The organism is Aliiroseovarius sp. ABM4_368, from assembly GCF_056161205.1.
Genome location: NZ_JBSWYR010000002.1, coordinates 646373 through 669725, shown reverse-complemented (window position 1 = coordinate 669725; position 23353 = coordinate 646373). Strand labels below are relative to the sequence as shown.

Annotated in this window: 24 protein-coding genes; 9 read left to right on the top strand and 15 right to left on the bottom strand. The window is 59.1% G+C overall.

The annotated features are described in order from the left end of the window. Positions 1 to 8: 8 nt before the first annotated feature. From ACXAH3_RS09195 to ACXAH3_RS09185, 3 genes are read left to right on the top strand one after another with little or no spacing between them, the layout of a single operon-like run. Positions 9 to 1064 carry a saccharopine dehydrogenase gene (locus ACXAH3_RS09195; RefSeq protein WP_474861776.1) on the top strand — a complete coding sequence of 352 codons (1056 nt, stop codon included), beginning with the start codon at positions 9 to 11 and terminating at the stop codon, positions 1062 to 1064. Further along, complete coding sequence (locus ACXAH3_RS09190; RefSeq protein WP_474861775.1) at positions 1064 to 1312, top strand: SemiSWEET family sugar transporter; 249 nt, start codon at positions 1064 to 1066, stop codon at positions 1310 to 1312. Before ACXAH3_RS09195 ends, ACXAH3_RS09190 begins: the two co-directional genes overlap by 1 nt. A gap of 14 nt (positions 1313 to 1326) precedes the next feature. Further along, positions 1327 to 2469, top strand: a complete 1143-nt coding sequence (locus ACXAH3_RS09185) for a saccharopine dehydrogenase family protein (RefSeq protein ID WP_474861774.1) — start codon at positions 1327 to 1329, stop codon at positions 2467 to 2469. 283 nt (positions 2470 to 2752) lie between these two features. On the opposite strand, the gene ACXAH3_RS09180 is transcribed toward ACXAH3_RS09185, so the two are convergent. The 10 genes from ACXAH3_RS09180 to ACXAH3_RS09135 form a co-directional block, all read right to left on the bottom strand. Next, complete coding sequence (locus tag ACXAH3_RS09180) at positions 2753 to 3193, bottom strand: hypothetical protein (RefSeq protein WP_474861773.1); 441 nt, start codon at positions 3191 to 3193, stop codon at positions 2753 to 2755. Positions 3194 to 3246: 53 nt separating this feature from the next. After that, positions 3247 to 4476 carry a DNA recombination protein RmuC gene (locus ACXAH3_RS09175; RefSeq protein ID WP_474861772.1) on the bottom strand — a complete coding sequence of 410 codons (1230 nt, stop codon included), beginning with the start codon at positions 4474 to 4476 and terminating at the stop codon, positions 3247 to 3249. Beyond that, a complete protein-coding gene (gene mutL / locus ACXAH3_RS09170) occupies positions 4473 to 6335 on the bottom strand; it encodes a DNA mismatch repair endonuclease MutL (RefSeq protein WP_474861771.1) in 1863 nt (620 codons plus the stop codon). Before mutL ends, ACXAH3_RS09175 begins: the two co-directional genes overlap by 4 nt. Before the next feature lie 50 nt (positions 6336 to 6385). Next, entirely contained in the window at positions 6386 to 7696 is a 1311-nt protein-coding gene (locus ACXAH3_RS09165) for a M16 family metallopeptidase (protein ID WP_474861770.1), read from the bottom strand. After that, on the bottom strand, positions 7696 to 9030 hold the full coding sequence (locus ACXAH3_RS09160; protein WP_474861769.1) for a M16 family metallopeptidase: 1335 nt from the start codon (positions 9028 to 9030) through the stop codon (positions 7696 to 7698). The genes ACXAH3_RS09165 and ACXAH3_RS09160 overlap by 1 nt, the downstream gene beginning before the upstream one ends. A 137-nt stretch (positions 9031 to 9167) precedes the next feature. Beyond that, the gene (locus ACXAH3_RS09155) at positions 9168 to 9695 is read right to left on the bottom strand and encodes a DUF3035 domain-containing protein (RefSeq protein WP_474861768.1); all 528 of its coding nucleotides are present in this window, start codon (positions 9693 to 9695) and stop codon (positions 9168 to 9170) included. Positions 9696 to 9752: 57 nt separating this feature from the next. Beyond that, entirely contained in the window at positions 9753 to 10229 is a 477-nt protein-coding gene (lspA, locus tag ACXAH3_RS09150) for a signal peptidase II (protein WP_474861767.1), read from the bottom strand. A gap of 3 nt (positions 10230 to 10232) precedes the next feature. Beyond that, a complete protein-coding gene (gene purH / locus ACXAH3_RS09145) occupies positions 10233 to 11822 on the bottom strand; it encodes a bifunctional phosphoribosylaminoimidazolecarboxamide formyltransferase/IMP cyclohydrolase (protein ID WP_474861766.1) in 1590 nt (529 codons plus the stop codon). A 30-nt stretch (positions 11823 to 11852) separates the two neighbouring features. Further along, positions 11853 to 13454, bottom strand: a complete 1602-nt coding sequence (locus tag ACXAH3_RS09140; protein WP_474861765.1) for a heparinase II/III family protein — start codon at positions 13452 to 13454, stop codon at positions 11853 to 11855. A 267-nt stretch (positions 13455 to 13721) separates the two neighbouring features. Further along, positions 13722 to 14981, bottom strand: coding sequence for an RsmB/NOP family class I SAM-dependent RNA methyltransferase (locus ACXAH3_RS09135; protein WP_474861764.1), 1260 nt, complete (start codon positions 14979 to 14981; stop codon positions 13722 to 13724). Positions 14982 to 15049: 68 nt separating this feature from the next. Between ACXAH3_RS09135 and ACXAH3_RS09130 the strand changes: the two genes are divergently transcribed. Continuing rightward, the gene (locus tag ACXAH3_RS09130) at positions 15050 to 15277 is read left to right on the top strand and encodes a DUF1674 domain-containing protein (RefSeq protein ID WP_474861763.1); all 228 of its coding nucleotides are present in this window, start codon (positions 15050 to 15052) and stop codon (positions 15275 to 15277) included. Between the two features lie 16 nt (positions 15278 to 15293). On the opposite strand, the gene truB is transcribed toward ACXAH3_RS09130, so the two are convergent. Next, positions 15294 to 16199: a tRNA pseudouridine(55) synthase TruB gene (gene truB, locus ACXAH3_RS09125; protein ID WP_474861762.1), complete on the bottom strand. Its 906-nt coding sequence runs from the start codon at positions 16197 to 16199 to the stop codon at positions 15294 to 15296. Beyond that, positions 16199 to 16633: a 30S ribosome-binding factor RbfA gene (gene rbfA / locus ACXAH3_RS09120; protein ID WP_474861761.1), complete on the bottom strand. Its 435-nt coding sequence runs from the start codon at positions 16631 to 16633 to the stop codon at positions 16199 to 16201. Before rbfA ends, truB begins: the two co-directional genes overlap by 1 nt. Positions 16634 to 16731: 98 nt before the next feature. Between rbfA and dapB the strand changes: the two genes are divergently transcribed. Beyond that, on the top strand, positions 16732 to 17541 hold the full coding sequence (gene dapB, locus ACXAH3_RS09115; RefSeq protein ID WP_474861760.1) for a 4-hydroxy-tetrahydrodipicolinate reductase: 810 nt from the start codon (positions 16732 to 16734) through the stop codon (positions 17539 to 17541). Positions 17542 to 17628: 87 nt separating this feature from the next. On the opposite strand, the gene deoA is transcribed toward dapB, so the two are convergent. Then, positions 17629 to 18936, bottom strand: coding sequence for a thymidine phosphorylase (deoA, locus tag ACXAH3_RS09110; protein ID WP_474861759.1), 1308 nt, complete (start codon positions 18934 to 18936; stop codon positions 17629 to 17631). Between the two features lie 88 nt (positions 18937 to 19024). On the opposite strand from deoA, the gene ACXAH3_RS09105 reads away from it, so the two are divergent. Further along, the gene (locus ACXAH3_RS09105) at positions 19025 to 19531 is read left to right on the top strand and encodes a DUF1643 domain-containing protein (RefSeq protein WP_474861816.1); all 507 of its coding nucleotides are present in this window, start codon (positions 19025 to 19027) and stop codon (positions 19529 to 19531) included. Positions 19532 to 19540: 9 nt separating this feature from the next. Here ACXAH3_RS09105 and ACXAH3_RS09100 read toward each other — a convergent pair whose 3' ends face one another. Then, positions 19541 to 20740, bottom strand: a complete 1200-nt coding sequence (locus ACXAH3_RS09100; RefSeq protein ID WP_474861757.1) for a calcium-binding protein — start codon at positions 20738 to 20740, stop codon at positions 19541 to 19543. A gap of 178 nt (positions 20741 to 20918) precedes the next feature. Here ACXAH3_RS09100 and ACXAH3_RS09095 point away from each other — a divergent pair, with 178 nt between their 5' ends. Together ACXAH3_RS09095 and rpsO are read left to right on the top strand one after the other, a co-directional pair. Further along, positions 20919 to 21236: a DUF5665 domain-containing protein gene (locus ACXAH3_RS09095; RefSeq protein ID WP_474861756.1), complete on the top strand. Its 318-nt coding sequence runs from the start codon at positions 20919 to 20921 to the stop codon at positions 21234 to 21236. A gap of 130 nt (positions 21237 to 21366) precedes the next feature. Beyond that, positions 21367 to 21636, top strand: a complete 270-nt coding sequence (rpsO, locus tag ACXAH3_RS09090) for a 30S ribosomal protein S15 (protein ID WP_474861755.1) — start codon at positions 21367 to 21369, stop codon at positions 21634 to 21636. A 66-nt stretch (positions 21637 to 21702) separates the two neighbouring features. Here the strand turns inward: rpsO and ACXAH3_RS09085 are convergent, their stop codons facing one another. Next, a complete protein-coding gene (locus tag ACXAH3_RS09085; protein ID WP_474861754.1) occupies positions 21703 to 22389 on the bottom strand; it encodes an SGNH/GDSL hydrolase family protein in 687 nt (228 codons plus the stop codon). 214 nt (positions 22390 to 22603) lie between these two features. Between ACXAH3_RS09085 and ACXAH3_RS09080 the strand changes: the two genes are divergently transcribed. Beyond that, positions 22604 to 23338 carry a sterol desaturase family protein gene (locus ACXAH3_RS09080; protein WP_474861753.1) on the top strand — a complete coding sequence of 245 codons (735 nt, stop codon included), beginning with the start codon at positions 22604 to 22606 and terminating at the stop codon, positions 23336 to 23338. Positions 23339 to 23353: the final 15 nt, after the last annotated feature.

Here is a 23353-nt window from a genome sequence, read left to right as displayed (position 1 = left end):
GGGGCGACATGACACATCTTTGGGTCCGTGCCGAGCAACGTGAAAATGAAGACCGGGTTGGCCTGACGCCGGAAGGCGCTGCTGAACTCATCAAAGCGGGCATCCGCGTAACGGTCGAAGAAAGCTCGGTCCGTGCCATTGGCATCGAGGGCTACAAGGATGCAGGGTGCGAAGTCGCGGCCGAGAACAGCTGGCCCAATGCGCCGCTGGACGCGATCATCTTCGGCCTGAAAGAACTGCCCGAGGACGGCACCCCCCTGCCTCATCGCCACATAATGTTCGGCCACGCCTTCAAGGGGCAGCACTCAGGCCGTGCGTTACTGGAGCGCTTCAAGGCAGGCGGCGGGACGCTTTATGACCTCGAATATCTGGTGGATGAAACGGGGCGTCGCGTTGCGGCGTTTGGGTACTGGGCCGGGTTTGCTGGCGCGGCTGTGACGCTGAAAAGCTGGGCTGCCCAACAGCATGGCAAGCTTTGTGGCCCAGTTGGCGCCTACAAGAACAAAGACGCCATGATGGACGAGCTGCGCGCGGAACTGGACGCCACCAGCACCCCCCGCCCCAACGCCATCGTGATCGGCGCACTTGGTCGCGTTGGGACGGGTGCATCCGACCTTATGGAAGCGATGGGCGTCACCGTCACCAAATGGGACATGGCCGAAACCGCTAATGGTGGCCCGTTCCCAGAGATTCTGGACCACGACCTGTTCATCAATTGCATCCTTGCAGGCCCACAAACCCCGGTTTTTGTCCCCAAAGACGCCCTGACAGTCGACCGAAAACTAACTGCGATTGGCGACGTGGCCTGCGACCCGGACAGCGACTACAACCCGGTCCCGGTCTATGACAAAGCCACCAGCTGGGACGCCCCCGCCCTTCGCGTGGCAGATGATCCCGTGCTGGATGTGATGGCCATCGACAACCTGCCCTCGATGCTGCCCTTGGAAAGCTCGATTGATTATGCCGGGCAGCTTTTGCCCTCGCTCAAAACCCTGACCGACCTGAAATCGGGCGTCTGGGGCCGAGCGGAAGACACCTTCCGCACCCACATGAAAGACATCTGATGGAAACGTTGATCGGCACCGTTGCAGGCATCGTCAGCACTATTTGCTGGCTTCCGCAAACCATCCGCACATGGCGCACACGGCAGACCAAAGACCTGTCGCTGTCGACCAATCTTCTGGTGCTGCTGTCGGTCACGCTGTGGCTGATCTATGGCGTTATGCTGGCCGCGTGGCCCATGGTCGTGGCGAACGCTATCGCCATCGCGTTGGTCGGGATGATCATCATCGCCAAGTTGAAATTCGGCTGAAAAGGAGCCCTGTTATGACAATCCACTGGTGTGGCACCGGCCTGTCGGCCATCCCCGGCCTACGTCGCCTGATCGAAAACGGGCGAGACGTGACCGTCTGGAACCGGACCGTCGATAAGGCACAAGAAGCCGTGGGCGATCTGACCGACGATATCCGTGCGTTTTCGCTGGACGCTCTGGCCGACGCCCTGAAACCCGGCGACATCGCTGTGTCTATGCTGCCCGGTGACCTCCACGTCCCCGTCGCCGAGCTCTGCCTTGAGAATGGCGCGCATTTCGTATCCTCCAGCTATATCGCGCCGGAAATGAAAGCGCTGGATGGCGCGTTCAAAGACGCCGGGCTGGCCTGCGTGAACGAGATCGGGTTGGACCCAGGTATTGACCACTTGATGGCACATTGGCTGGTCGCGGATTACCGCGCCTCGGACGCTTATGACGCATCCAACAAGCTGAGCTTCATTTCCTATTGCGGCGGTGTTCCGAAGATCCCGAACCCGTTCCGATATAAGTTCAGCTGGTCGCCTTTGGGCGTGTTGAAAGCCCTGCGTTCGCCCTCGAAATCCATCAAGGATGGCAAGCCTTTCGACGTGGCCCGCCCATGGGACGCGATCAGCAGCTATGACGCCCCGCTGCCCACGTCTGAGACCTTCGAGGTCTACCCAAATCGCGACTCGATCCCGTTCATGGAAGACTACAAGTTCGACCCCGCGTGGGACGTCGACCTCTTCGTGCGCGGCACCCTGCGCCTGAACGGCTGGGCGGACGCGTGGAGCGATGTATTTGCCGAAGTTGAAACGCTGGAAGGAGACGCCGGTGACGCCCGCCTGAAAGAGATGTCCGACCAGTTCTGGGACGAAAACTCCTACGACGAAGGCGAGCCCGACCGCGTGATCATGTGTGTCGCCCTGAAAGCCCAGAAAGACGGCGCCGACGCCTATCACAAAACCTATGTGATGGACGCATGGGGCGACGCGCGCGGCACCGCGATGGCGCGGTTGGTTTCGACACCTGTATCGCTCGCCATCGACATGATCCTTGACGGCAAAGCCCCCTCTGGCGTCACCGCAGCCACCGCCGATCCCGAGATGATCGAGACATGGATGGGTCACGTGAACGAACTCGCCCAACACGTCGCAGTGGTTAATCACACCGCCTGATCGCGACGTCGCATAATGACCAGCATGGCGGAAAAGCCGTGCTAGGCTTCCCTAAAAAGGGGGGCCGCCATGCTGGACAAGTTTCAAGACAGCCACCAATGAAGACACGCGCGCACTACGGTGCCTGCGTGAGGTTCTGCCACGAGTATGACCAGAACGCGTTCGACCCGGATTATCCAACGAAGCCCTTGGAGTTTTTCGAGCCGATGCGCCGCCGTGTGTTTAGCCGATCAGAGGGGCATATGGAGTTGAATGAGGTGCGGGAAGGGTGAGGCACTCGTCATCACCCCAAACCATTCAATCCCATCAGCTTCAATATGTAATCCAAGGCATACACGAAGGCGATCACCAGTATCGCCTGCAGGAACGCCTTTCTTCGAATGCGATGCCAATCTGAGACTGTCGCAAATGAATAGACACCAATCGCGTTCATGGCCCGCGACATCGCTAGGATCGCAGGAAAAACGGCAACGCTGACCAAGCCATAAAAATAGCCGTCGATGGTACCGAAATAGAGCAGGTACGCCATAGCGAAGACTCCTATGGCCAACGCAACATTGCGCAGACGCATACCCGGCACATTGAAATCTGGGTCTCTAGCTTTTGCAGCTTCTGCGTCCATTCCGTGCTTAGAAATAAGTCCGATGGACAGAAAGCCCGCGAGAAAAATCAAAGTGAACAGCGCGACCGAGACAAAGGCAATTCTTGAAAGATAGTAGTCCAATGTAGTTCCAGCTTGAGTTGAATGCGATACGCTTACCAGAGCAACCCTTGGGGTCAACCCTTCCCAATCGGCACCACATTCTCGGCTCCATCAGACAGCTCTTCGAAATCAAAGTTATCCAGCCGCGCCGCGCGCTTACCCGCTCGCTCCGCAGCCGTTGTAATCCCTTCGACATCCCGCCGCGCCTGATCGAAATGCAGCTCCAGCTTGCTGGCGCGCTCGACCACCAGCTCCACATCGCGGTGCAGATTTTTCAGCATCTTGCGGATTTCGCCCGCTTGTTCGCGCATCCGAGCGTCTTTCAGGATCGCGCGCATGGTGTTCAGGGTCGCCATGCAGGTGGTGGGCGAGACGATCCACACCCGTGCCTCGAACCCTTCGCGGACCAGTTCGGGGAAGTTGGCGTGCAGCTCGGCATAGACGGCTTCGGACGGCAAGAACATCAGCGCGCCGTCCGCGGTTTCGCCTTCAATGATGTATTTTTCCGAGATCGCTTTGATGTGCGCCTTCACCGCGACGCGCATCGCTTTGGCTGCCTCGTTCAGGTCGTACTGGCTTTCCGCTTTGCGCAACGCCTCATACGCCTCCAACGGAAATTTCGAGTCGATCACAATCGGCCCCGGAGGGTTGGGCAGGTGGATCAAGCAATCCGCACGTTTGGCGTTCGATAGGGTCTGTTGCAGGTCATAGCTGTCTTTTGGCAACGCCTTGGACACGATGTCGGTCAGCTGGATTTCACCAAACGCCCCGCGGGTTTGCTTGTTCGACAGGATGTCTTGCAGGCTTAGCACATCGCCCGATAGCCGCGTGATGTTGTCCTGCGCTTTGTCGATCACCGCCAACCGCTCCTGCAATTGCGTCAGGCTTTGGGTGGTTTTCACCGTGTTGCCCTGAAGGCTTTCTTTCATACGTTCTTGCAGCTCGGACATGGCACGGGCAGATTTCATCGCGTTGTCGTGCAGCCGGTCATTCATCTGCTGCTGGACATGCGCCAGACGGCTTTCCATCGCTTGCAAGACCTGCGTTTGCCCAGTTGCTTGTGCGTCCGACACGGTACGCAACCCGCCCGACAGTTGATCCTGCCCCGCGCCCAGCACTTGGACTGCCTGCCCCAGACCACCCATCTGTAACGCCAGATCCTCGGCCACTTGGGTCGACCGGCCAGCGCGACGTAGCACGACCACCAGCAAGATGAACATCAACACCACAAGCGCAATGCCCCCGAGGGTCAACAGCACCAGCGGGTTGGAAAGATCATACGTCGTATCACCGATCTGGATCATGTGCGTCCAAACAGCCTTTCGATATCAGCAAGTTTCAGTTCCACATAGGTGGGGCGCCCGTGGTTGCATTGGCCGGAATGGGGCGTGGCCTCCATCTCGCGCAGCAGGGCGTTTATTTCTTCGGGGCGCATCCAGCGGCCGGAACGGATTGAGCCGTGGCAGGCCACGCGGGACAAGACGGCCTCGATCTTGGCTTGCACCATGTTGCTATCGCCCAGATCGGCCAATTCGTCCAACACGTCCTTGATCATCGCGGTGGCGTTGATCTCGCCCAGAATGGCGGGGGTTTCCCGCACGGCGACGGCGTCGCCGCCGAAGGGTTCGATGACCAGACCCATGTTCGCGAGGTTGTCTGCGACTTCCAACAGCCGCGCGACGTCGCCTGCCGAAAGCTCAACAATCTCGGGAATCAGCAGCGCCTGACGGGCCACGCCGTTTTCAGCCATCTGACGTTTGAGTTTCTCGTACACCAACCGTTCATGCGCGGCGTGCTGGTCAACAATCACCATGCCGGTTTCGGTTTGCGCAATGATGTAATTCTCATGCACCTGCGCGCGGGCGGCGCCCAAAGGCAGAGCCTCTTGCGGGGCCTCTTGCGCAGGCTCAACCACAGGGTCAAACCGGGCCGAAGGCGTGGACATTTCTGCAAAACCGGGTGCGTCGGACGCGGGCATCTGGGCCTGATAAGACGACCGCATCGCGCCAAGGCTGGGGCGGTCCATTTGATAAACGCGGGGTTCGGTCGGTTCGGGCCTCATCGCGCCCAAAGTCGCGCCCGCCACAGTGGTCGATGCACGGTGGCCCGCATTCGCCAGTGCATGGCGCAGCCCCGACACGATCAACCCGCGCGCCACGCCGGGTTCGCGGAAGCGCACCTCGGATTTCGCGGGGTGGACGTTCACATCGACCAGATGCGGATCGCATGACACGAACAATGCCGCCGCCGGGTGGCGATCACGCGATAGGAAATCGAAATAGGCCGCCCGCAGAGCGCCGGTCAGCAGCTTGTCCTTCACCGGCCGCCCATTCACGAACAGGAACTGCGCCACAGCAGCCCCGCGAGAATAAGTTGGCAACGCCGCAAAACCTGTCAGGCGCAGCCCCTCGCGTTCCGCATCAATCGGAATCGCGTTCTCGGCAAAATCACGGCCAAGTATCGTCGCCAAACGACCCGACAGCGCGTCGAACATGTCACCAGTTTCAGGATCCGCGCGAAAGGTCACACGACCCTCGCCGCCGCCGGACACATCACGTAGAGTGAAGCCGATCTGTGGCTCGGCCATCGCCAGTCGTTTGACCACGTCGCTGATCGCCTGAGCTTCGGCCCGGTCGGTGCGCAGAAATTTCAGACGTGCAGGCGTGGCGTAGAACAGGTCACGCAGTTCGACCACTGTGCCGCCGGACAGGGCTGCGGGCTTCACCGGCTCCATCTGCCCGCCCGCCACTCGGATCACCGCTGCGTCAAAGCCGTCTGTGCGCGAGGTGATGGTCAAACGCCCCACCGCGCCCAGCGACGGCAATGCCTCGCCCCGGAACCCAAAGGTGTGAATATCCAGCAGATCTGAGCCGTCAATTTTCGACGTCGCGTGGCGCGACATGGCAAGCGTCAGATCATCCGGCGCGATACCGCACCCATCATCCGTGACGCGGATCAACGTCTTGCCACCATCGGCATAGGCGACCTCGATCCGGGTCGCGCCCGCATCAATGGCGTTTTCCACCAGCTCCTTCACTGCCGAGGCCGGACGCTCCACCACTTCGCCTGCCGCAATCCTGTTGATTGCAGCATCATCCAACTGACGGATAACGGGGCGGTGTACCGGCTGTTCCGGGCTTATATGGGGGCTGTCTTCGGGCATGGCACAAGACTTAGCATATCCACGCCCGATTCGACCATTCCACAAAATGCTTAATTCGACACGACACCCTCGGGCTGGCCGACCACCACAAAATGCAGAGCATCAGGGCGATAAAGCTCGGATGCAACGCGGTTCGCCTCGTCCAGAGTAACCGCCATCACCTGCTCGTTCCGGGTCGCGATATAGTCGATGGGCAGGCCCGTGAGTTGCATCGCCACCATGATGTTGGCAATGTTGGAATTGCCGTCAAACCGCAGCGGATACGAACCCGTCAGATAGGTCTGCGCAGCGCTCAGTTCCTCTGCTGTGATGCCGTTGCTCGCGATCTTCGCCCATTCATCGCGGACCACGCCAATCGCCTCGCCAATCACTGCGTTCTGGCTGGAAAACTGTCCGATCACGACCTCGGACAAGTCAGCCGGGATCAGATAGGCTCCAATCCCATAGGTCAAACCGCGTTCTTCCCGGACCTCTTTCATCAGGCGCGAGATCGAGCTGGGTCCGGCAAGTACAGTGTTCACCACATAAGCCGCGAAAAAGTCGGGATCTTCACGTGCGATCCCGTCATGTCCGAACAAGGCAACCGATTGCGGCGTGTCAAAGGGCACAACCGTGGTACCACCAGACAGTCCGAAATCGACACGCTCCGGCATCTCCGCCCCGGTTTGCGGCAAGCCATCAAACAAGCGGTCCAAAAGCGGGCCAAGCTGTTCAGCCGTAATGTCCCCCACAGCGGCCACATAAATCCGGTCCAGCGCAATCGTATCGCGATAGGCGTTCACGATATCCGCGCGGGTCAGCGCGGTGACGCTTTCGACGGTCCCTCCGTCATAGCTGCCATAGGGGTGATCCCCATAGGCCGCAGCATCAAATGCGTCACTGGCAATAGAATTGGGATCAGTGGCACGGGACGCCAGATGCGACAGAACCTGCGTGCGCACACGTTCCAGCGCGGTGTCGTCGAAACTCGGCGCGCTCAGCGCTTCGTGTAAAAGGTCGACAGCCTGATCCCTGTTTTCGGTCAGAAACTGAGCCGAAATCGAGACCGTATCGCGCCCTGAATCAAATCCGAAAGACGCGGCCAAAGCCTCGCGTGCTTCGGCAAATTCTTGCGCGTCCATGTCGCCGGCACCTTCTTCCAAAAGGCCAACCATCAGGTTCACAGCCCCGCGTTTGCCGGGGCGATCCAGCGACGTGCCGCCCCGAAACCGAATTTCAAGGGCGGTGAAGGGAAGCGCCGGTTCGTTGACCAGCCACGCCACATGACCATTGGCCGAGGTGACTTCCTGAATAGCCACTTCAGCGCGGGCGGGAAGGGTCAGGGCAATAAGCCCAACCAGAACAAGAACGATCCGTTTCATTACATTTCCTCTCCGCCTTCGGGGACCAACCAGCCGGTCACCGCTTTGCGTTCATCGAACAAGTCGCGCGCTGCGGCCATCACGTCCTCTGGCGTCACCGACTGAAGCACATCTGGCCAGACCTGAACGTCTTCAATCGTCAGGCCAGAGGTCAGCGCTTGGCCATACCGTTCAGCACGTGACTGCACGTTGTCCTGAGAATAGATATCGCCTGCACGGATCTGGAACTTCACCCGTTCGAATTGCTCTGGATCGATACCTGTTTCCAAAAACTCGGCAATCTCGCGATCCAAGGCGGCCTCCGCGTCTTTCAACGACACTTCCGGTGTCGGCACGACAATCAGCGTAAAGCTCGTGTCATCCAGCGATACCGAACGATACCCCGCCCCTGCATAGACAGCGATTGGTTCGTCAAACTGCAACGCCCGCCCAAGGACCGAGGTCGCCCCACTGCCGCCAAGGATCTCGGCCAAATAGACCAGCGCGGCGGCGTCTTCCTGCGCGCCGCTGTCACGTTCAGGTGCTTGATAGGTCCTGAGCACATAGGGCTGCGCCACGCGTGGGTCGGCAAAACGCAGGCGACGTTCGGCCAGCTGCGGAGGTTCTTGAACCCGATCCCGCTCGCCCAAGTTCGGCGTCGGCTCCAGCGGGCCATAGTGAGTTTTGGCCAGTTCCAAAACCTCTTCCGGGGTTACGTCACCCGCCACCACCAGAACCGCATTATTGGGCGCATAGAAGCGTTCATAGAAGGCTAAGGCGTCCTCGCGCGACAGGGTCTCCATTTCGTGCCGCCAGCCGATCACCGGAATGCCATAGGGGTGGTTCAGATAAGCCGCAGCATTCATCTGCTCGCGAAACAGGGCACCCGGTTCGCTATCCGTGCGCTGAGCACGTTCTTCCAAGATCACGTCGCGTTCCGTCGCAATGTCATCCTCGGACAGGATCAAATTACGCACACGATCCGATTCCATCTCCATCATCAGACCCAAGCGATCCGCCGCGACACGCTGGAAATAGGCCGTATAATCCTGTGACGTGAACGCATTGTCCGATCCGCCATTTTCGGCAACGACCCGGCTAAGTTCGCCTGCTGCAAAGTTCTCTGTCTCTTTGAAAAGCAGGTGTTCGAGGAAATGCGCGATGCCGGATACACCGGGCTGTTCATCCGCAGCGCCTGCGCGATACCACAGCATATGAACCACGACCGGCGCGCGGTGATCCTCGATCACGACAACCTCAAGCCCATTGTCCAGCACATAGTTGCTGACATCGTCCTTGGCCATGACAGGCGCGCCAAGCCCCATGGCCAATAATCCTGCAAGAATGAAACGCATGTACTGCTCCTTCTGTATCGGATTAAAACTACGCGCCCCGGCGTGGGCTTCAAGCCTTGGAAACGCAGATGTGATCGAAGTTAACCGCGCACGTGGCGCAGAAACGAAAAAGGGCCCGTAGGCCCAATTCTTGATGCTTAGCTATCTGTTACCACCTCGGGCGGAGCCGCCGGGGTCCAAATGCCGCGCCGGCGCAGGCGGTCAAGCTCGAGATGTTGGTTCAGATGCATTGCCTCGTAAGCGCGGTAATAGACGTTCACGTTGAAAAGACGCTCCAACACACGGCCCCGATTGTCCCTGCGCCACTCCAAATCCGATGCGGCAAGAACTTCGCGAATGTTGGCTGAAACACCATAACGGCTGGCCGCGCTAACCAGCGCCCCTTCGCCACCGCGCAACTTGCCCGAGCCAAGGTTGCCACCAAGCGCTGCCACTGCATCAGCTTTGGGTGTCGGATCGGTCAAATTCGACTGGCCGGGGGTTGGCGTTGGAAGCTCGGCATAGCTTTCTGGCGCCTGCAAAGGCTTCGTCGGAAGAATCGCAAACTCGTCCGGGCCTTCCTGAGACGCGCGCAGGTTCATCAGCGAAGGATCACTGTTGGAACAGGCAACCAGCCCCATCAGCACAGCGCCAATAGTCAGAAACTTTACAGACGATACACGCATTTCACGTCCAATCCCCAAGGTACTCTATGGGTTTATTAGCCCATCTGGAAAGCCGCGTCACGGGGTCTTGTTGGACGAGGTGAAAAGAACCAATCCAATGGCCCCCGAAAAGACGAAAATATCCGCGACGTTAAAGGAATACGGGTTGTTGATACCGCAGCAGGACATGTTAAGAAAATCGACAACTGCTCCGTAATAGATACGGTCCACCACATTGCCCAGCGCACCCCCGACCAGCAACCCGGCCGAGATCTGGGACAGCCGCCCCACCTGTTCCTTACGAACCCACCAAACGACCCAAACTGCGATGATCACGGCCATTGCGATCAAGATCCAACGCGTAACGCTTGGGTCCGCACCGCCAAAGAGCCCAAAGTTGATGCCGGTGTTCCAGCCCATCTGATAGACCAGATAGGGCGGCCAGATCTGGACCACACCGACGCGGTCCAGATCCAAGATATACAGCGCGTGATACTTGGTCAGCTGATCCAGCAGGAACGCCACCAGCGCCGATATGCCGATCACGCGCATCATGGCTTAGTGCCGGAAGTGGCGCATGCCGGTGAAGACCATGGCCAGCCCAGCTTCGTTCGCCGCGTCGACCACTTCCTGATCGCGCATCGAGCCACCGGGCTGAATCACGCAGGTACCGCCCGCGGCGGCCGCTTCCAGCAGACCGTCGGGGAACGGGAAGAACGCATCCGAAGCCACAGCCGAGCCCTTGGCAAGGCTTTCGTCCAGACCCAGCTCGGCGGCCATACGCTCGGCTTTCGAGGCCGCGACATTAGCACTGTCCAGACGGCTCATCTGACCGGCACCCACACCGACGGTGGCTTGGTCTTTCACGTAGACAATCGCGTTCGACTTGACGTGTTTGGCAACTTTCCAAGCAAACAGAAGGTCTTTCATCTGTTCGTCAGTCGGCGCTTTCTCGGTTACCACTTTCAGGTCATCCATACCGACGTAACCCACGTCTTTGTCCTGCACCAGAACACCGCCAGCCACTTGCTTATAGGCCGTCAGGGCAGCACGCGTGTCCGGCAGACCATCGGTCAGAAGCAGACGCAAGTTCTTCTTGGAAGCGAAGATTTCCTTGGCTTCGTCCGATGCCCCGGGGGCGATCACGACCTCGGTGAAAATCTCGACGATCTTGGTTGCGGTCTCTGCGTCCAGCGGTTGGTTCAGCGCAACAATGCCGCCGAAAGCCGAAGTACGGTCACAGTCAAATGCCTTCTGATAGGCCTCGACCAGCGTCGCACCCTGCGCCACGCCACAAGGGTTGGCGTGCTTAATGATGGCAACGGCAGGGCTGACAGCGGGGTCAAACTCGGCGACCAGCTCGAACGCGGCGTCTGTGTCGTTGATGTTGTTATAGGACAGCTCTTTACCCTGCAGCTGGGTCGCAGTCGCAACACCCGGACGGTTCGAGCCGTCGGTATAGAAAGCTGCTTTCTGGTGGCTGTTTTCGCCATAACGCAGGGTCTGCTTCAGCTCGCCTGCAAAGGCGCGGCGACGCGGGGCCTCCAGCTCCAAAGCTCCTGCCATCCACGACGATACAGCCGCGTCATACGCCCCGGTACGGGCATAGGCGATCTGGGCCTGACGCTGACGGAACGCGTACGAGGTCTGGCCTTCGTTACCGTCCAGTTCAGCCAGAAGCGCGTCATAATCCTGCACGTCCACGATCACGTTCACAAACGCATGGTTCTTGGCGGCTGCTCGGATCATCGCAGGACCACCGATGTCGATGTTCTCGATGCAGGTGTCATAGTCAGCACCCTTGGCGACGGTTTCTTCGAACGGATAAAGGTTCACCACCAGCAGGTCGATCGCGCCAATGCCATGTTCCTCCATCGAGGCGACGTGCGCATCATTGTCACGCAGCGCCAGCAGGCCACCATGCACCATCGGATGAAGGGTCTTCACACGGCCGTCCATCATCTCGGGGAAGCCGGTGACGTCAGCCACGTCTTTCACTGCCACGCCAGCGTCGCGCAGCGCTTTGGCAGAGCCGCCAGTCGACAAGATCTCGACCCCGCGGGCTTCCAGCGCCTGGCCCAATTCAATCAGGCCGGTTTTGTCGGATACGGAAATCAGCGCGCGGCGCACGGGATGAAGGTCGGTCATGTCAGTTGGCCCCCCAAGGCCTGAAATCTGTTAATTTGGCGGCTCCGACCGGTCGCCCGTTTCAAGGTCACGCAAAACCGTTGGGGTGTCTTGCGCCTTGGCCAGTGTCCAGCGGATGCGTGTCGCATAGTCCATTGCGACGCCAGATAGAACCACTTGTTTCGTTTTTCGGGGCTTCAGGCGCGACTTTTCCAAATAAACGCTGCTTTGCAGCATCAGTTCGCCGCGCCCTTCAAAGCGGAACACCCAAATTTCGCCAGACCGAAGCGCCATCGAGACCGCCGTTCCACCCATATCAAGGGTGGCGTCGACCTCGGGGTGCAGATGAAAGCGGAGCGTGAAAGGCACCCCCTGCAAAGAGGTGCCATCCAGCGCGGTATCAAACAGATGCTGATCTGCCTCGGTCACCGCCGCCAGTGAGTCCTCGCCCGACAGCTCGCGCCCAGACACGCTGAGTTCCAATTTGCGCATGTGGGTCAAACCATGCGTGGCGACATAACCATCATGGGCCGCCACAACACCCGTTGTCCCAGTGCCAACGACATGCTGCAAGGGAACCTGTTTGGGGGTTTGCGCCAGAAACGTCCGCTCGATCCCATCAAGCAGATAGGGGCGGGACAGACGCGAAGATGATTTTCCGCTTATGCCCAGCACGGAATGGGACGGCGTCGCGCGCCCTGCCTTGTGCCATTCGGACCCAAACTGAATGCCGGACCCGCAGTTCACAATCACTGGACGGCGACCCGAGGTCAGTTCGAACGACAATGTCGACGCATGCCCATTCGCAGACGCATTCCCAATAGGCGGCGGAGCGCCGTCAACGATCACACTTGTCCGCCCGCCAGACAGACGAGCATAGCCCATGGCCAAGTCTTCGCTTACTCCAGCACGTACGCCCGAATTTGCCAGCGCATGATCCAGCCGCCCATCCAGTCCGCGCCCTCCGCCATGAAACCGCGCCAACCCGCCGTCAGAATGGCGAAGCGCGCGCAGCGTAGGCGCAATACGGTTAATCGCTTCCAGATGTTCGTGTTCCGGCTCGCGCCCGCTTTCGCGCAGAGTTAGTGCGGCCCAGTTCAGCAGCGTGAACACTTCTAAAAGCTCTTCGGGATTTCGGGTCGGGATGCCGCCTTGGTCATCAATCTGATCGGCGCATTCTTGCGCCAAAGCCCGAATGGCCGCGTCCAAATTCACCTTCACACCGGTCAGACTGAAGCCTGCATAGATCAGCCCAGTCAGCGCCTCGAACCTGGGCAGACCCGGAGTCGCCCCGCTCCAACGTCGGGCCAGAAACAGGGTTTGCTGTCCCAGCGACCGGAAAAATTGCTGGCTTTGCTCGGACGTCATGCCCCGCATCAAGAACAACGCGTGACTGATCCAGCGGATCAAGCGCCGCCCGGTCAGGTCTGGGGTCCAGCCTTCGCCACGTCCATTGCCAAACGCGTCGATCCAGCCAAACACCCAATCCTGCGCCCGTGCGCGCGCTTCAGCATCACCGACACTGGCCAGATCGTCTAGCCACGCAAAACCTTGGGTTTCTTCAACAAACGCTGGATTCGGAGGCGCAATGCTCCACAGCATATGACCCGGCGCGTTCACCAGATGACCTGCAAACAAAAAGTTACCAGCCAATAACTGCCGACCCCGCGCGTACGAGCCAATCGTCCGCGGTTCAGGTTGCGACACAAACCCTGCGGCAGGTCGCGCTCGCGCCGCACGTTTTGCGTGCCAACGATTTGAAAATCGGGTGCCTAACCCAGAAGAACCGATCTGTGGAGCCACAGCGCGCCTCGCCTCATTCAATTTGCTCGGGGTCGTTTCGACCCGCCCCTCTATGTGGGCTTTGGCAAAGCATACCAATACGGCCAGCGCCTGTCATGGCGAAATCAGTAAGGTCGCTTATTTCCGGCGAAGGCAGGTGATGAAGAACCCGTCCATCCCGCCCTTATCAGCCATGTAATGCGGGAACAGGCGAAGCCCTTCAGGACCTATCCAATCAGATTCGACGCCCGGCAGGCGCAGCGCGTCCAAGTCGACCTCAAGCCCGTCATGGCGCGCCATCGCGTCGCGCACCTGTTCCTCGCCTTCGTCGATCAGCAGGCTACAGGTGCAATAGATCAAACGTCCGTCGGGTTTCAAAAGCCCCAGCGCCCGATCGATCATGTATTCCTGAAGCTCGAACAGACCTGGAAACTCGCTACCATCCTTGGCGTATGGCAGGTCCGGGTGACGCCGAATGGTGCCAGTGGCGGTACAGGGCGCGTCCAGCAAAATTGCATCGAACGGCCCGCCTTCAAACTCCAGTGCATCACCAGTGACCAACTCGGCCGACAACTTGGTGCGGGTCAGATTTTCTTCGACCCGCTTCATCCGACCCTCGGACACATCCAGCGCGGTGACGCTCGCCCCAGCCGCTGCAAGCTGCATGGTTTTCCCGCCCGGCGCGGCGCACATGTCCAAAACCGTTTCGCCTGCCTGCGCGGCCAACACATTGGCTGGCAAAGTAGCAGCGACATCCTGCACCCACCAGTCGCCTTCAGCATAGCCCGGCAAGTTGGTGATCTGCCCCGCATCCGCCAAACGGACCGAACCCATATCCAGCAACTCGCCCTTCACGAGGCCCGCCAGCGATTTGGCATCCTCTTTCGCGGTCAAATCCACCGGAGCGCCTGCAAACTGCACGGCCTCCATCGCCGCCACGGCCTCTTTCCCGTAATCCGCAAGCAGCGGCTTACGAAGCCATTTGGGCAGACGCGGGATGGGCAGCGTGTCCCACTTGGCTTTCTCGCGGTCGATTTTGCGCAGAACCGCATTGACCAAGCCGCGCGCATGTTCTGTTTCCGCCTGTGCCTTCGTAATCTCCACACAGGCGTTCACCACCCCATGCGCGGCCCCGCCATTGCAGATCTCGGACACGCCCAACCGCAGAATATTCAAAACACGCAGCACAGGACGTTGACGCAGAAACGGTCCAAGCATCCGGTCGCAGCGGTCCATGTCGCGCAAAGTTTGCATCACCAGACGTTGCGCACGGGCGCGATCCTCGGCAGGCAGTTTCGCCAGACGTTTCGGCAAGGCCTCGGATAACAGCCGTTTTTCCACGGTGACATCATCCAAAAGGTCCACCACCACATGCCGCACGTCTTTCGGGTTGCTCATCTCACGTCCTTTGCGTTTCGCTGCATTGCGCCCTATATCATCCCCAACACCGAAACAAGGAGCGCCGCATGTCAGACGATAGCCCCAAGGCCGAACAATCGAAAGAAGCCGCGCCCGAGACCCCTAAGCGTGATCTGCCCCCCGCCGCCATTCGTGCACTGGCAGAAGCAGAAGAACGCCGCAAGAAGGCAGAAGCCGAGGCGAAATCTCTGCCAACTGAACTCGGCGGTCGCGACGGGCCCGAACCGGTGCGTTTCGGGGATTGGGAAAAGAAAGGCATCGCCATCGACTTTTGATCGATGGCAGCGCGCTTTACTGATTGAACACCCGGCTGGGGTGCAGCTCGCCCGCGCGATAGGTGCCGACGGCAACAGCCTTACCCTCGTAAGACGCCCAAGCCTCGTCGCCGTATTCTACGTCTGACGTCAGAACCATGCCGGGATTGCCATGCTTCAAACGCGTCGCGCCTTCGGCACTGGCTTTCAGCTCGGGCAGGTCTTGCAAGCCTTCCTCGAGCGGGCGCAGATAGGCGTCGAGCTCTCCAGTCTTCGCAAGCTCTTCAATCAGATCGATGGTCACACCATCCTCGGCGTCAAACGGCCCCGACCAAATCCGGCGCAAATTGCGCACGTGGCCATGACAGCCCAGCGCCTCGCCCAGATCACGCGCGATCGAGCGGACATATCCGCCTTTGCCGCAGGTCATTTCCAGCGTGACGTGATCCGCATCCGAGCGGGACACCATCACCAGTTCTTCGACCCACAGGGGACGGGCGGCGATCTCGACATCCTCACCATCGCGGGCCAGCTTATATGCGCGCTCGCCATCGATTTTCACGGCGGAAAACTTCGGCGGCACCTGCATGATATCGCCGGTGAACTGCGCCAGAGCGGCCTGAATATCTTCGTCTGATGGGCGCACGTCGCTTTCCACAATCACCTCGCCCTCTGCGTCATCGGTGTTGGTCGCCTGCCCCAAACGTACGGTAAACTCATAGGCCTTCAGCGCGTCAGTGATGTACGGCACCGTCTTCGTCGCCTCGCCCAAAGCCACAGCCAGAACGCCGGTCGCTTCGGGATCAAGCGTGCCTGCATGGCCCGCTTTCTTGGCGTCCATCGCCCAGCGCACTTTGTTCACAACTGCGTTCGAGCTGATACCAGCGGGCTTGTCCACGACCAACCAGCCATGGATATCGCGCCCCTTCTTGCGGCGTCCCATCAGTCTTCTCCGGCCTCGTCACCAGAATCATCTGTGTCGGGCTTGCGCAGATCGCGCTGCACGTCTTCCTGCTGCAACAGGCGGTGTGTGTGATCCATCTGGTCAAACGTCTCGTCCACCATGAAGCGCAGTTCAGGCGTGTGCTTGATCTTGATCGCACGCCCCACAAGGCGACGAAGCTCGCCCTTGTTGCGGGCCAGCGCTTTCACGGCTTCCTCGCCGCCCTTGCCACCCAATGGCAGCGCATAAACGGTCGCTATCGACAGGTCAGCAGTCACCCGCACCTCACCGATGGTGATGGACATACGCGACAGGTCAGGGTCGTGCACATCGCCACGCATCAGGGCTTCGGACAGGGTCCGGCGGATCAGTTCAGCCACGCGCAGCTGGCGCTGGTTGGGGCCACGTTGGTCTTCAAAACGGTTCTTTGCCATATCCGCCATGTATTCCTTGATGCGCTTGGGCGCAACAGGGCTTTGCCAACCGGGCGCACTCGGGTTAGACACCGTCAAACGAAATTCGGAGACCAGACATGAGCGATTTGCCGGGCATTGTAGTGATGGGAGCCTCGGGCCGAATGGGCCAAATGCTGATCAAAGAGGTGCTGGCCAATGACAAGGCGCGTCTGATCGGTGCGTTGGAACGTTCGGGCAGTGATTGGGTCGGGCGCGACGTGGGTGAATGCATGGGCGGTCAGCCCATTGGCATCACGGTATCCGATGACGCTTTGGAAACCATGGCGAAGGCGCAAGCGGTGATCGACTTTACCGCACCTGCCGCTACCGTAGACATGGCCGAGATCGCCGCCCAAGCCCGCGCCGTACACGTGATCGGCACCACCGGTCTGACTGACGAGGATCTGGAAAAGATCGCGCTGGCCGGTCGCCACGCCACCATCGTCCGTGCCGGCAATATGAGCCTCGGGGTGAACCTTTTAGTACAGCTGACCAAGCAAGTCGCTGCAGCACTGGACGAGGATTTCGATATCGAGATTGTCGAATCCCACCACCACCACAAGGTCGACGCCCCTTCGGGTACCGCGCTGATGCTAGGCGAGGCCGCCGCCGAAGGGCGTGGCGTGGATCTGGCTGATGTGTCTGACCGTGGCCGCGACGGCATCACGGGCGCACGCAAACGTGGCGACATTGGCTTTCACGCTGTCCGTGGCGGCGACATCGTGGGCGAGCATGACGTGATGTTTGCCGCCCCCGGTGAGCGCATCGTGCTGCGTCATCTGGCCACTGACCGCGCCATTTTTGCCCGAGGGGCTGTAAAGGCCGCCCTGTGGGGGCAAGAAAAAAAGCCCGGCGAATACAACATGTTGGATGTTCTGGGCCTGTAACTTCGTGGCGACGTTCTCCCGCCCAGCGGCAGCCCTGTCGGGCCGCACTGGTTGGGGGTGGCCCGTGCCTGCGGCACCGGCGGGCGCTCAGGTCAGGATCTCGGCGACCACTGGTCCGGGCTTAGGTTCTTCCCCGATGTGATAGGCTGCCAACAATTGCGCCTTCGCCGCCTCGGCATCCGTATCCGAGGCCGCATGGATCACCGCGATCGGGTCTCCTTTTTCGAGCTTCGCGCCCAACGGTGCCAAGCGGGTCAGACCCACTGCAGGGTCAATCTTGTCCGCAGCGCGGGTGCGCCCCCCGCCCAGTTCGACCACGCAGAGACCAACTTCGCGCGTGTCGATCGCACTGACATAACCCGCCTGTTCGGCGCGCAACTTAACGATTACCGGCGCTTTAGCCAGATACGCATCAGGCCGTTCCATCACATCCAAGGGCCCGCCCAAAGCAGACACCATCTGCGCAAATTTCTCAGCAGCTTGGCCGCTTTCCAACGCGCCTTGTACGCGCGCCCTTGCCGCTAGCTCATCCCTTTCGCACTCCGACGCGACCAGCATTTGCGCACAAAGCGCGATCACGACCTCCTCCAACCTTTTGGTACGGCGCGCGCCTGTCAGAAACTCGATGGCGTTCAAGGTCTCGACCGCGTTGCCCGCCGCGTCGGCCAAGGGCTCGTTCATATCAGTAAGCACAGCATGACAGGGCAGCCCCGCCAAGTGTGCGACCCGCTGGATGGACGCCGCCAATTCACGGGCTTCATCAAAATTGGATATGAAAGCTCCGTTGCCAAACTTCACATCCATCACCAGCGATCCCAACCCCGCCGCCAGTTTCTTCGACAGAATCGAGGCCGTGATCAGCGGGATGCTTTCCACAGTCGCGGTCACATCCCGGATCGCGTAAAGCCGCTTGTCTGCGGGGGCCAGATCCCCGGTCTGGCCAATAATGGCGCAGCCCACATCGCGCACGACCTTGTCAAACAGCGCATTGTCCGGCTGAGAAGTATAACCCGGGATCGCATCCATCTTGTCCAGCGTGCCACCTGTATGCCCCAAACCGCGGCCGGAAATCATCGGTACGAACGCCCCGCAAGCCGCCAGAATGGGCGCAAGCATCAAGCTGACATTATCACCGACGCCGCCCGTTGAATGCTTGTCCACCACCGGTCCCGGCATATCTAGCCAGCTAAACACATCGCCGCTGTCGCGCATCGCTAAGGTCAAAGCGGCGGTTTCATCGGGCGACAACCCCTTCAACCACGAGGCCATGGCGAAGGCCGCGACCTGAGCGTCGCTGGCACCGCCTTCCGCAATACCGTTTACCATTGCGGTTATGTCGTCTCCGGTCAAAACCTGACCATCACGTTTTTTGCGAATGACTTCGGAAATCAGCATGATCTGCTCCGTTTTCTTTCACCTTCCGCCCAAACACGCGGCAACGCAAGGGGTTGCCAAGGGTCAGGTCTACGCGCAGAAAGCGGTCATGATCACACGCGAGTTCCAGAAGGGCGATGCCCATTCCACAGCTGTTTATTCGGATTGCGAGAAGTATCGCTATACCCTGACCCGCGTGTGGGAGCCCACTGGGCGTAAGGCACTGTTCATCATGCTGAACCCTTCGACCGCGACCGAGGTTCAGAACGACCCGACCGTCGAACGATGCGAAAGGCGCGCAAGGACGCTTGGATTTGGAGCCTTTCGTGTCACCAACATCTTTGCTTGGCGCGACACGGACCCGCGCAAAATGCGGGCTGCTGTGGACCCAGTTGGGCCAGCCAATGACGCGGCCATTCTGGACAGTTGCCCATGGGCCGATCAGGTTGTTTGCGGCTGGGGAGCCCATGGCGCACATCTGTCGCGCGGGCCTGAAGTTGAAGAGCTTTTACGCCAGTCGGGTCAACCGACCTTTCATTTGGGCCTGACCAAGGATGGGCACCCGAAGCATCCTCTTTATATTGCTTATGCCAAGCAGCCCGAGCGCTGGTTTTAAAAACCGGACCTAGGTAAAGACGTCAGAGCGCACCTCGACATAGACGTCATATGCGGTGGCATCTGGCGCGCCTTTCAGGATCGCAACCACTTGTCCGCCGACGGAAACCACCCCGTCCTCTCCGTTGTCGGATGGGGACACATCACAGGTTAGGTCCTCATCCCCCTCGCTTTCATCAAGTGATACACGCAGGAAGTCGCGGCCCGATTCAAAGTCCATGACCTGAGCAACCGGCACGTCAAAATTCCCGTCCGAGTACAGCCAGAACACGTCGTTACCTTCGCCGCCGGTGGCAACATCCGACGCGCCGAAGATCAACGTGTCATTGCCCGCGCCGCCGTCCAACACGTCCGATGCATCGTCTTTGTGCCAGTCATAGTCATGCTGTTCAGCCCCGCTTTCTTCCATTGCGTGGCCGAAATGGTCGATTACATCATCGCCATCCCCGCCAAAAAGCAGGTCCTCGCCCAGTCCACCTTTCAGAATGTCGTCGCCTGCGCCACCATCCAGAATATCGTTGTCGGTTGTATCCGCATCGCTGACAATTCCATCCTCATGACTGCCGCCGAACAGCTGATCATCGCCATCGCCGCCGGTCAGAACGTCATCGCCGGTACCTCCGTCAAGATAGCTGTCAGAGCTATCCGACCCGTCCAGCTGGTCGTCGCCTTGCCCACCAAATGCCGCCAAAGCCCCGTCCCCTGCAACGATTGTATCATCACCATCATTGCCAAATAGATAGGCCGCATCATCGCCGGCAATAATCGTGTCATCCCCTGCGCCCGCATCAACCACATCAACCGTTCCATCGCCCGACACAACGGCCGTCCCGCGGAATGTTGAAATCTGGCCTGTGTCACCTTCCACATCAGGCCCGCCAAGGGTTATGTGATCGTCACCGTCGGTCAGCACATACTCCTCGGTCTCAGGAACGAAATGATCCAGATCTTCGCGCCCGTAATGCGAATCGGTTTCACTGCCCAAAAGCTGATCCAAAAGGGTCTGGTCCTTATGCGGACTGTCCCCATCCCCGGCCCCACTGCTTGGGGTCAGGATATCGTCCGTGATATCGGTCGCTGGCATTGTCCCGCCATCGGGATCCCCAGCACCGCCGCCATTTCCATCAAGATCATTCCCCACCTCGTCGGTGAAGCTTTCTGCCATCAAAGCCACTGGCATAAGGCTTAGAAACAACAACCCAAAAAGCATTCAGTACGCCGCCCGTTAGTTCCGGTAACACATCAATCAGCCCGATCATGACGATCACCGCTTGCGAATGTATGAAACACCACGCATTCTTCGACCGGAATATGCGGACAAGTTTAATCAAACCAAAAGTTAACAAAGCGTTAACGGCAGGCCTGCCCCGCTAAACAAGGATTGTGTGATGCAAGATAAAGACAGTGAAGCACCCGACCCGCTAGCCCAGCGCGAGGAACAGCTTTCCACCGAAGTGCGCGCCCTGCGGGCCGAGGTCGAACGCATGAACAACCACCGCTTCATCCGCCTGCATGACAGCCTGTTCAAGCTGGGGTTGTTTCAACTGTATCGCGGCCTGGCTTTCGGCCTGGGATCCGTACTGGGCGCCACCATCCTAGTATCTTGGGTCATATATATGTTGGGATCCATCGACTTTATCCCGGTGCTGGGCGACTGGGCGACGCAGATCATCGACGAAATCAAAGTCTCGCCGCCCGGTGAATGATTTCCTTTGCGTTTGACGCAGAATCCTTCTAGACACCCGCATCCGTCTGAAAATGGCGGGTATCTCCACGGGCCTTGCTGGACGACATCCCGGCCTGCGCCATCCACTCTAACCTATGAAGGAGACCCCGATGTCGATCACTGTTGAAGAAAAAACTCGCCTGATCAAAGAATTTGGCGCCAAAGACGGCGACACCGGTTCGCCCGAAGTTCAGGTTGCCATCCTGTCGTCGCGCATCGCGACCCTGACCGAGCACTTCAAAACCCACAAGAAAGACAACCACGGTCGCCGTGGCCTTTTGAAGATGGTTGCCCAGCGCCGTAAGCTGCTGGACTATGTGCGCGGTAAAGACGAAGCCCGCTATCAGGACCTGATCAAGCGTCTGGGTCTGCGTCGCTAAGACCGGAACCGCTCGAATAGAAACGCCCGCCTTGCAAAAGGCGGGCGTTTTTTATTGCAGGGCCGGTTACCTGTTTCGATCCAGCTTCTTGATCAACAATGCCAATCGTTTGGCGATCATTGCACTGCCTTTAAACGACGGATGGATCATGTCTTTGGTATGAAATGACTTGTCACCGTGCGGAACAAGATCCTTGTTGGACATGAAATAGACCCCACTCATTTGGCGGGCCATGTGCTCAAGCCTTGCCTCGTACGCATCACCATCATCCCGGCAATGCTCGATCGAGCTGTCGACGCCCGGGCTCCGCAAATATCCGATCACAATCACCCGCGCACCGGTCGCCCGAATTCGGTTGATCAAATCTGGCATGAAACCGTAACGCCCGTTGATCGTGACCATCAGGTTGATGTTGCGACCACATCTGTTGCAGCCACACCCGAACCAAAGGTCATTGCCACCGCCATTCACGACCACCCAATCCCAACGCCCACCACGGAACTGTCGGCTGATTTTCATTCCCATACTACCGGATATTGGCAGCTCGTACATGATGCGCGCACCGCCAATTGAACGATTTACAACCGGCTCTTTCAAATAGCGCTCCAGCATGTCCCCAATCGAACGATTAGACGCCTTATGCCACGCCATCAAACTGTCTCCGATCACCAAGACCTTAGGCTGGTGGGTCTGGGACATCGCCGGTACGGCCAGAAAAAACAGGCACAGCAGAGGGGTCAGAAATCTAGACATTGGCAGGCTTTCTGGCAGCTTGGAGGGTCTTTGCCACAAGGGGCAGTCACCGGGTGAAACTGCATCAAGCGTGAAGCAATTGCGCAGCCCAAGTCAACCATTAGATGTATTAAAATCGAAATATTCCCGCAACTCACCGCCACAGCTTTACGTTTGGTTTTCCTTGAAATGACTCGCATTCGTCGCTCAGCCTATCCAGTGGGAGGAGACACCAATGAAAGAAGCAATCCGTATTCTGATGAATATGGGCAGCCTGCACCGGCTGGCCCCGTTCTGGCTTTTGGGCCTTGTCGCGCTGGTGAACTGGTTCTCACCATGGCTTTTGCTTGCGATTGCCTATGGCATTCTGGCGCAGTTCTTCGTCGAATACGCCATGCACCGTTTCCTTTTGCACCGCGAGCCACCCACCGATCAAGGCGTGTTTAACGAGCTTTACCGCAGCCATATTGGCCACCACGAATTTCCCAATGACCCCGAGTTCTTCACCGGCGGAGATCACTGGTACGCGCTAAAGTTCGGCACGATATCCTTTGCGATACATACACTTGCCCTCTGGCCCGTTCTGGGGTTGGGACCGGCTGCACTATTCGCTTATGTGGCCCTGTTCGTTGGATCTGTCAGTGCCTTCACCTTCTACGAATACTGCCACACTCTGGCCCATCTGAACGTGCCGAAAGGATGGTTCGGACGGCGGATCACCAGATCGCATCTGGCCCACCATTTCCAAGACCACGAGGCGACCTTCCACGTCAGCTTCGGTATGGGCTGGATCGACAAGCTGTTCGGAACAAAGCATGACGCGCAGGTCGCACGCGATCGCTTTGACCGCGAAACCATCCTGTCCATGGGCATGGACCCGGAAGACCTGCGCCTTGTCACGGCTCGCAAGGCATTTGGCATCACCAGACACCCGCGACGCCGCCACAGCCAGCACCCACAAAGGCGCTAACGGTTTTGCTTTCCA